The sequence below is a fragment of the Rhodococcus sp. NPDC059234 genome, from assembly GCF_042754225.1.
Classification (GTDB): Bacteria; Actinomycetota; Actinomycetes; order Mycobacteriales; family Mycobacteriaceae; genus Rhodococcus_G.
The window spans coordinates 1-7,061 of the sequence record NZ_JBHZAH010000180.1; the positions used below are offsets into that span (position 1 = coordinate 1).

General features: G+C 70.9%; 7 protein-coding genes. 3 read left to right on the forward strand and 4 right to left on the reverse strand.

Translation table 11 applies throughout. From position 1 onward, the window contains the following. Positions 1-49 precede the first annotated feature (49 nt). The 3 genes from groL to ACFXGJ_RS23625 all read right to left on the reverse strand — a co-directional run bounded on the left by groL (position 50) and on the right by ACFXGJ_RS23625 (position 3,322). A complete protein-coding gene (gene groL / locus ACFXGJ_RS23615) occupies positions 50-1,675 on the reverse strand; it encodes a chaperonin GroEL (protein WP_378421999.1) in 1,626 nt (541 codons plus the stop codon). Positions 1,676-1,904: 229 nt separating this feature from the next. Continuing rightward, the gene (locus ACFXGJ_RS23620; protein ID WP_378625684.1) at positions 1,905-2,429 is read right to left on the reverse strand and encodes a DUF6764 family protein; all 525 of its coding nucleotides are present in this window, start codon (positions 2,427-2,429) and stop codon (positions 1,905-1,907) included. A gap of 110 nt (positions 2,430-2,539) precedes the next feature. Further along, the gene (locus ACFXGJ_RS23625) at positions 2,540-3,322 is read right to left on the reverse strand and encodes an HAD-IIA family hydrolase (RefSeq protein WP_378625687.1); all 783 of its coding nucleotides are present in this window, start codon (positions 3,320-3,322) and stop codon (positions 2,540-2,542) included. 86 nt (positions 3,323-3,408) lie between these two features. On the opposite strand from ACFXGJ_RS23625, the gene sigJ reads away from it, so the two are divergent. The 3 genes from sigJ to ACFXGJ_RS23640 all read left to right on the forward strand — a co-directional run bounded on the left by sigJ (position 3,409) and on the right by ACFXGJ_RS23640 (position 6,419). Next, entirely contained in the window at positions 3,409-4,350 is a 942-nt protein-coding gene (gene sigJ, locus ACFXGJ_RS23630; RefSeq protein WP_378625689.1) for an RNA polymerase sigma factor SigJ, read from the forward strand. An 80-nt stretch (positions 4,351-4,430) separates the two neighbouring features. Further along, positions 4,431-5,612, forward strand: a complete 1,182-nt coding sequence (locus ACFXGJ_RS23635) for an NAD(P)/FAD-dependent oxidoreductase (RefSeq protein WP_378625691.1) — start codon at positions 4,431-4,433, stop codon at positions 5,610-5,612. A gap of 108 nt (positions 5,613-5,720) precedes the next feature. Beyond that, positions 5,721-6,419 (forward strand): GNAT family N-acetyltransferase, encoded by a 699-nt coding sequence (locus tag ACFXGJ_RS23640; RefSeq protein WP_378625692.1) that lies wholly within the window; start codon positions 5,721-5,723, stop codon positions 6,417-6,419. Here the strand turns inward: ACFXGJ_RS23640 and ACFXGJ_RS23645 are convergent. Next, a partial coding sequence (locus tag ACFXGJ_RS23645) for a DUF1648 domain-containing protein (protein WP_378625693.1) occupies positions 6,394-7,061 on the reverse strand: 668 nt, incomplete at its 5' end. The two genes, ACFXGJ_RS23640 and ACFXGJ_RS23645, sit on opposite strands and share 26 nt — an antisense overlap.

Consider the following 7,061-nt stretch of genomic DNA (forward strand, 5'->3'; position numbering starts at 1 on the left):
CTGCGGACCCGGGCCTTCCGGAACAACGGGTGAAGCCGGGAAGCTGGACTCAGAAGTCCATGCCGCCCATGCCACCGGTCGGGTCGCCCGCGGGAGCGGCGGCCTTCTCCGGCTTGTCGGCGACGACGGCCTCGGTGGTCAGGAACAGGGCCGCGATGGACGCCGCGTTCTGCAGCGCCGAGCGGGTGACCTTGACCGGGTCGTTGATGCCTGCGGCGAGCAGGTCGCCGTACTCGTTGGTCGCGGCGTTGAGGCCGTGGCCGGCGGGCAGGTTGCGCACCTTCTCCGCGACGACGCCCGGCTCGAGGCCTGCGTTGAACGCGATCTGCTTGAGCGGCGCCTCGAGCGCGACGCGAACGATGTTCGCGCCGGTGGCCTCGTCACCCTCGAGCTTGAGGTCGTCGAGTGCGGGGGCGGACTGCAGCAGGGCCACGCCACCACCGGCGACGATGCCCTCCTCGACAGCGGCCTTCGCGTTGCGCACGGCGTCCTCGATGCGGTGCTTGCGCTCCTTGAGCTCGACCTCGGTCGCAGCGCCGGCCTTGATGACGGCGACGCCACCGGCCAGCTTGGCCAGGCGCTCCTGCAGCTTCTCGCGGTCGTAGTCCGAATCCGACGCCTCGATCTCGGCGCGGATCTGGTTGACGCGACCGGCGATGGCGTCGGCGTCGCCGGCACCCTCGACGATGGTGGTCTCGTCCTTGGTGACGACGACCTTGCGGGCGCGGCCGAGGAGCTCGAGGCCCGCGGTCTCCAGGGAGAGGCCGACCTCTTCGCTGATGACCTCGCCACCGGTGAGGATGGCGATGTCGGCGAGCTGCGCCTTGCGACGGTCACCGAAGCCGGGGGCCTTGATGGCGACCGACTTGAAGGTGCCACGGATCTTGTTGACGACCAGGGTGGACAGGGCCTCGCCCTCGACGTCCTCCGCGATGATCGCCAGCGGCTTGCCGGACTGGATGACCTTCTCCAGCAGCGGCAGCAGGTCCTTGACGGTGGAGATCTTGGAGCTCACGAGCAGCACGTAGGCGTCCTCGAGCACCGCTTCCTGACGCTCGGCGTCGGTCGCGAAGTACAGCGAGATGTAGCCCTTGTCGAAGCGCATGCCCTCGGTGAGCTCGAGCTGCAGGCCGAAGGAGTTGGACTCCTCGACGGTGATGACGCCTTCCTTGCCGACCTTGTCCATAGCCTCGGCGATGAGCTCACCGATGGACGAGTCGCCTGCCGAGATACCGGCGGTGGCAGCGATCTGCTCCTTGGTCTCGACCTCCTTGGCGGTGTCGAGCAGCTTGGCGGTGACGGCCTCGACGGCCTTCTCGATGCCGCGCTTGAGGCCGAGGGGGTTGGCGCCTGCGGCGACGTTGCGGAGGCCCTCACGCACGAGAGCCTGGGCGAGCACGGTGGCGGTGGTGGTTCCGTCGCCGGCGACGTCGTCGGTCTTCTTGGCGACCTCCTTGACCAGCTCGGCGCCGATCTTCTCGTAGGGGTCCTCGAGCTCGATCTCCTTGGCGATGGACACACCATCGTTGGTGATCGTGGGGGCGCCCCACTTCTTCTCGAGCACGACGTTGCGACCCTTGGGTCCCAGCGTCACCTTGACGGCGTCAGCGAGGCTGTTCAGGCCACGCTCGAGGCCGCGACGGGCCTCTTCGTCGAACGCGATGATCTTGGCCATTGCGAAGTGATCCTCCGGATTGGGGGTGACACACAAGGCGACCGCTCGTCGGATCGCCTCATCTACGCCTGTGGCCGAGCTCGGTGCCCGCGACGGACGACCAGGGGTGTCGATGAATCCCAGTCTCACCGTCCCGACCTGGCACTCACGTGTTGCGAGTGCCAAGTGCCTTTTTAGCACTCAGGTGTAACGAGTGCAAGGTCGCGGGCACCGAGTGCGTTCGCCTCGACTAGCGCATCGCGCAGACCGCACCGGTGTTCAGGTTGACCGCGAACGAGAGCGGTCCGACGCAGTTCACGCCCGCCGACTCGGCGGTCGCACCCGATCCCCAGCCGGCGATCGCGAAGGTGGTGTTGCCGTTGTCGGTGCGGGCGTGCGCGATGCCGCCACCGATCGCGTAGGCGTGCGCCTGACCGGCCGCCTTCGCCCCGCTCAGCGCGACCCCGAACCCGGTCGCAAACGTGTTGGCCGTGCCGCCGTCCGCGACGCTGACGGCGGTGCCGCTGTCCATGGCCCCCGCGTTGGCGACGCCGCCGGCGCCGGTGGCGGTCGCGCCGCAGGACGCGTCACCGATGACGTGAATGTCGTTGGCGGAGGGCGGGGAGACGCAGTCGACCCGGGCGGCCGAGGCGACACCGGCCCCGGCTGTCGCGAGGCCGCCGATCGCCGCCGCACCGAGCGCAATACTCGCGCCCGCACGGGCGATCCGGGAACGAGAGAAGGACAGGACGCGGGTGCGGGGCTGAGTCGACACAGAACTCCTCGAAGAAGGAACGAACGGAATACGGACGCGACGGTACCCAAGAGTGGTGACCTCGCGGGGGGATCGGAAGATCTCGATTCGGCACCGGTTTGCCTCGGCCGTCACGCGGTCAATTCGGCGAGCAGTTCCGGGAGAACCGCCACCGACTCGACGACGTGGTCCGGCTCCTCGTTCGAGTCGTCGAGGACGCCCTGACGGAACTTGCCGGTGCGCACCAGCACGCCCACGAATCCGGCGCGCTGGGCGGCGAGGACGTCGCCGTGGAGGTCGTCGCCGATCATCACGGCGTGTCCGGGCGCCGTGCCCATCAGCTCGGCGGCCGCGACGAATCCGGTCGGCGAGGGTTTGCCGATCACCGCGATCCTGCCGTTGCCCGCGGCCTCCAGGCCGGGCAGGTAGGCGCCGGTGTCGATGCTGGTCCCGTCCGCGGTGGCCCAGGTCAGTCCGCCCTGCATGGCGACCACCGGGATCCCGTCCAGCATCAGCTCGACGACCCGGCTCAGCGTGGCGTGGTCGAACTCCGGTCCGGCGCCCCCGAGCACGACCACCTCGGGCCGCCGGTCGTCGAAGACGATTCCGGTCATGTCCCGGGCGACGTCACCGTGGTTGACCAGCAGGCACCGCGCGCCCGGATGCGTCGACCGGAGGTACTCCGCGGTCAGCGCCGCGGCCGTGACGACCTCGGCGGGGTCGACGCCCATCCCGACCGCGCGCAGCGCCGCTGCGATGTCGTTGCGGGTGCGGGAGGTGGTGTTGGTGAGGAATGCGCGGCTCATACCGCGGTCGCGCACCGCGTCGAGCGCCCGCGCGGCGCCGTCGATCGGCCGCCAGGACGTCACCAGCACCCCGTCGATGTCGAACAGCACGCCGTCGATCCGCGCCATCCTCCGAGGATATGCGCCCCCGCGGGTGGATATGCGTCCCCGCGGGCGGGTGGACGCGGCCGGCGCACATGGCCGACGATGGGGCGATGCCGCTCAGCACGCACGAGGCCGATCTGTTCGAAGGTTCCAGGGGTCGCCTGGAGGCGATCGCGTACCGACTGCTGGGGTCGGCCGGTGATGCCGAGGATGCGGTGCAGGATGCGTTTCTGCGATGGAACGCGGCGGACCGGGAACGGATCGAGACGCCCGAGGCGTGGCTGACGAAGGTGCTCACCAATCTCTGCCTCAATCAACTCACCTCGGCGCGGGTCAGGCGGGAAACCTACGTGGGGCAATGGCTTCCGGAGCCGGTACTGGACGGCGACCGGATGCTCGGTCCGGCCGACACTGCCCTGCAGCGCGAGTCGGTCTCCTTGGCGATGCTCACCCTCATGGAGCGGCTCTCGCCCAACGAGCGCGTGGTGTACGTGCTGCGCGAGGCCTTCGGCTACCCGCACCGCGAGATCGCCGAGATCCTCGACCTCAGCGAGTCGAACTGCCAGCAGATCTACCGGCGGGCCAAGCAGCACCTCGCCGGCCGTTCCCGCATCACGGTCGACGCGGCCGCCGCACGGCGGATCGTCGAGGAGTTTCTCGCCGCTGTCCTCAGCGGCGAGACCGACCCGCTGATCCGGCTGCTCGCCGACGACTCGGTCGGCGTCGCCGACGGTGGTGGCCGGATCCCGGCCCGCAAGACGCCGATCCTCGGTGCGCACGACATTGCGCGCTACCTGAGCCACGTGTTCCACCCGACCGATGCCAAGCGCCGCTACATCGGCGGCGATCCCGTCTTCTACGCCTGCGCGGTCAACGGCGGCGCGGGCGTGCTGGCGCAGGTCGGTGAGCGGGTCATCGCCGTCCTCACCCTCGACGCGACACCTGACGGCATCGCCGCGGTCCACATCCAGGTCAATCCCGAGAAGCTGGACCGCATCACGCGCCAGTGGGCGGCCGCGGGTCCACACAGCCCCCTCGCGGCGTCATGGTGACCCACATCACACATCGTCCCTGTCAGGGATCGCGCAGCTGTCCGGTTCAGGAGGTGAGTCGAACCCGATAGGAGCGAGCCATGAAGCACCGCATTGTCGTCCTCGGAGCCGGGTACGCCGGAGCCATCGCAGCCGGTCGCCTGGCGAAGCGGCTGCACCGCGACGACGCCCTGATCACCCTGGTCAACGCCGACCCCGAGTTCGTCGAACGGGTGCGCATGCACCAGCTCGCGACGGGCCAGGACCTGCGACCCCGCCCGCTGCGCGAGGTCTACGCGGGCACCGGCGTGCGGGTCCGACAGGCGCGGGTCACGGCGGTCGACGTCGATCGCAAGACCGTCGACCTCGCCGGCGCCGATACCCTCGACTACGACAGCCTCGTCTACGCCCTGGGCAGCACCGGCACCGACCACGGCGTCCCCGGTGTCACCGAGTACGCCCACAGCGTCGCCGGTAAGCAGGCCGCGTTCCGGCTGCGGGCGCGACTGAGCGAGTTGGTCTCGGGTGCATCGGTAGTGGTTGTCGGCGGCGGCCTGACCGGCATCGAGGCAGCCACCGAGATCGCCGAGACCCGACCGGATCTCGCGGTCTCGATCGCCACCCGCGGCGGTGTCGGCGACTGGCTGAGCGATAAGGCCCAGCGTCACCTGCGCGGCGCCCTCGACCGGCTCGGCATCACGGTTCACGAACGCGTCGACATCGCGCGCGTCGAGTCGACCGGCGTCGTCACCGACGCGGGAACGGAGATCCCGGCCCAGGTGACCGTGTGGACCGCGGGTTTCACCGTCCACCCGATCGCGGCCGCGTCCTCCCTGGCCGTGTCCGATGCCGGGCGGATCGTCGTCGACGGCACCATGCGCTCGGTGTCACACCCCGATGTGTACGCCGTCGGCGACGCCGCGAATGCCGAAGGGGTGGGTGGCAAGTCACTGCGAATGTCCTGCGCCGCGGCAACCCCGATGGCGTGGCAGGCCGCCGACGCCCTCGCCGCGCGCTTGACCGGGCGCACGGTTCCCGAGGCCCCGATCGGCTACGTCAGCCAGTGCATCAGCCTCGGCCGCCGCGACGGAATCATCCAGCGCGTGACCCCCGAGGACCAGCCCACATCCACCGTCGTCACAGGCCGGATTGCCGCCCGCATCAAGGAACTCGTCTGCGCGGGCGCGGCCTGGAGCATCGCCCACCCGACCGTGCTGCTGCCGAGCCGGCGTCGCCGCCTCGCGGCGACCGGCGAAGTGGGTACCCACCCCGTCGCCCCGTGACGCGGCCGCTGCGGCCGAACGCAGCGGCGAAGGCGCGGCCGCCGCCGGTTTGCGCGACGCGGACCGGCGGCGGGAAATGAGCTTGCCCGGCCCGGCGATACTCGTAGCGTGCCGACCAGCGACCCTGCCCCGTTCACGCCCGTGCCCGACCCCCGGCCGGTGGACGTCCCATGGCCACAGATGGCCTGGCCGATCCCCGAGGGCGCCGAACTGCCGGGCTCGTGGGTGCGGCTGAGCACGCTCGATCCGGCCGCCGACGCACTCGACCTGTTCCGTGCCCTCGATCACGACCGTGTCTGGGCGCACGTGCCGTGGCGGCCGACCGATCCCGAGTCGTTCGAGGAGTTCCTCCGCGTCCGGAGCGCCGATCCGGGTTGGCACCAGTGGACGGTCCGGACCGTCCGCCCCGTCGGCGACCTGCCGGCGGGTGCGGTCGTCGGGACCACCGCCTACCTCGACGTCGCCCCGCGCGACGCCCGGCTCGAGATCGGTATGACGCTCTACCACCCCGGTGCGTGGAGCACGGCCGTCAATCCGGAGGCCAAACTGCTGCTGCTCCGCCACGCCTTCGAGAAGCTGAACGCGGGACGGGTGCAGCTCAAGACCGACGTCCGCAACACCCGTTCCCAGCAGGCCATCGCCAGGCTCGGCGCACAGTACGAGGGCACGCTGAGGCGCAGCTTCCGGCGTGAGGACGGCACCGTGCGCGACAGCGTGCTGTTCTCGATCACCGTGGACGACTGGCCAACCGTGCGCGACCGCCTGACTCGACGGCTCGGGCTCAGCGCGGGATCCGACCCCGCGTAGCGAGCGAATTGAGCACGGCTGCAGCCTCTTCCGCACCGTCGACGGACACGGCGAAACGCGAACCGTCACCGCGGGTGACGCGGAGCGCCAGCCCCGGTCGCACGATCAGCCCGATACCGCCGGGGCCGACACGGTAGCCGAAGCCCCCGTACTTGTTGAGCAGTCCGACGGTGACGGTGTCGGCCTCGGCGACCTCGTCGAGCGGGATGCGGATCGGCCGGCCGGTGATCGGGCTGCGCGCCTGCATCCCTCGGGAGTCGACGCTGACGTGAACCGGGGCCGACACCAGCGCCGCCAGTACCGCGGAGACCGCGGCGACCACGAGCACCAGCACCACCGAACCGGCCACGAACGCGGCCAGGCCCAGCACCACGGCGAGCGGGATCACCGCAACGACGACCACCAGCCAGCGGGGCATCGCGGCCGACCCGGTCCAGGCGACCCGCTCCCCCTCCGCCAGCGGGATCCGGGGCGCGCCGTCCCGCGGCGGATTCGTCGCGGGAGCGGGTCCCGGCGCGGGCACCGCCGCGCGGCCGATCAGGGCGGCGACCAGGGCGAGCACCGCGGCGAGGGCGATCCACCAGCCCCCCACCGACGCCTGGGCCGCATCGGCCAGGCCGCGCTGGCCGGCGGTCAGCGCGG

What these genes read in the sequence shown, in the direction of transcription:
- groL (WP_378421999.1), bottom strand. Translation starts at nt 1,675, where the DNA reads ATGGCCAAGATCATCGCGTTCGACGAAGAGGCCCGTCGCGGCCTCGAG.
- ACFXGJ_RS23625 (WP_378625687.1), bottom strand. Translation starts at nt 3,322, where the DNA reads ATGGCGCGGATCGACGGCGTGCTGTTCGACATCGACGGGGTGCTGGTG.
- sigJ (WP_378625689.1), top strand. Translation starts at nt 3,409, where the DNA reads ATGCCGCTCAGCACGCACGAGGCCGATCTGTTCGAAGGTTCCAGGGGT.
- ACFXGJ_RS23635 (WP_378625691.1), top strand. Translation starts at nt 4,431, where the DNA reads ATGAAGCACCGCATTGTCGTCCTCGGAGCCGGGTACGCCGGAGCCATC.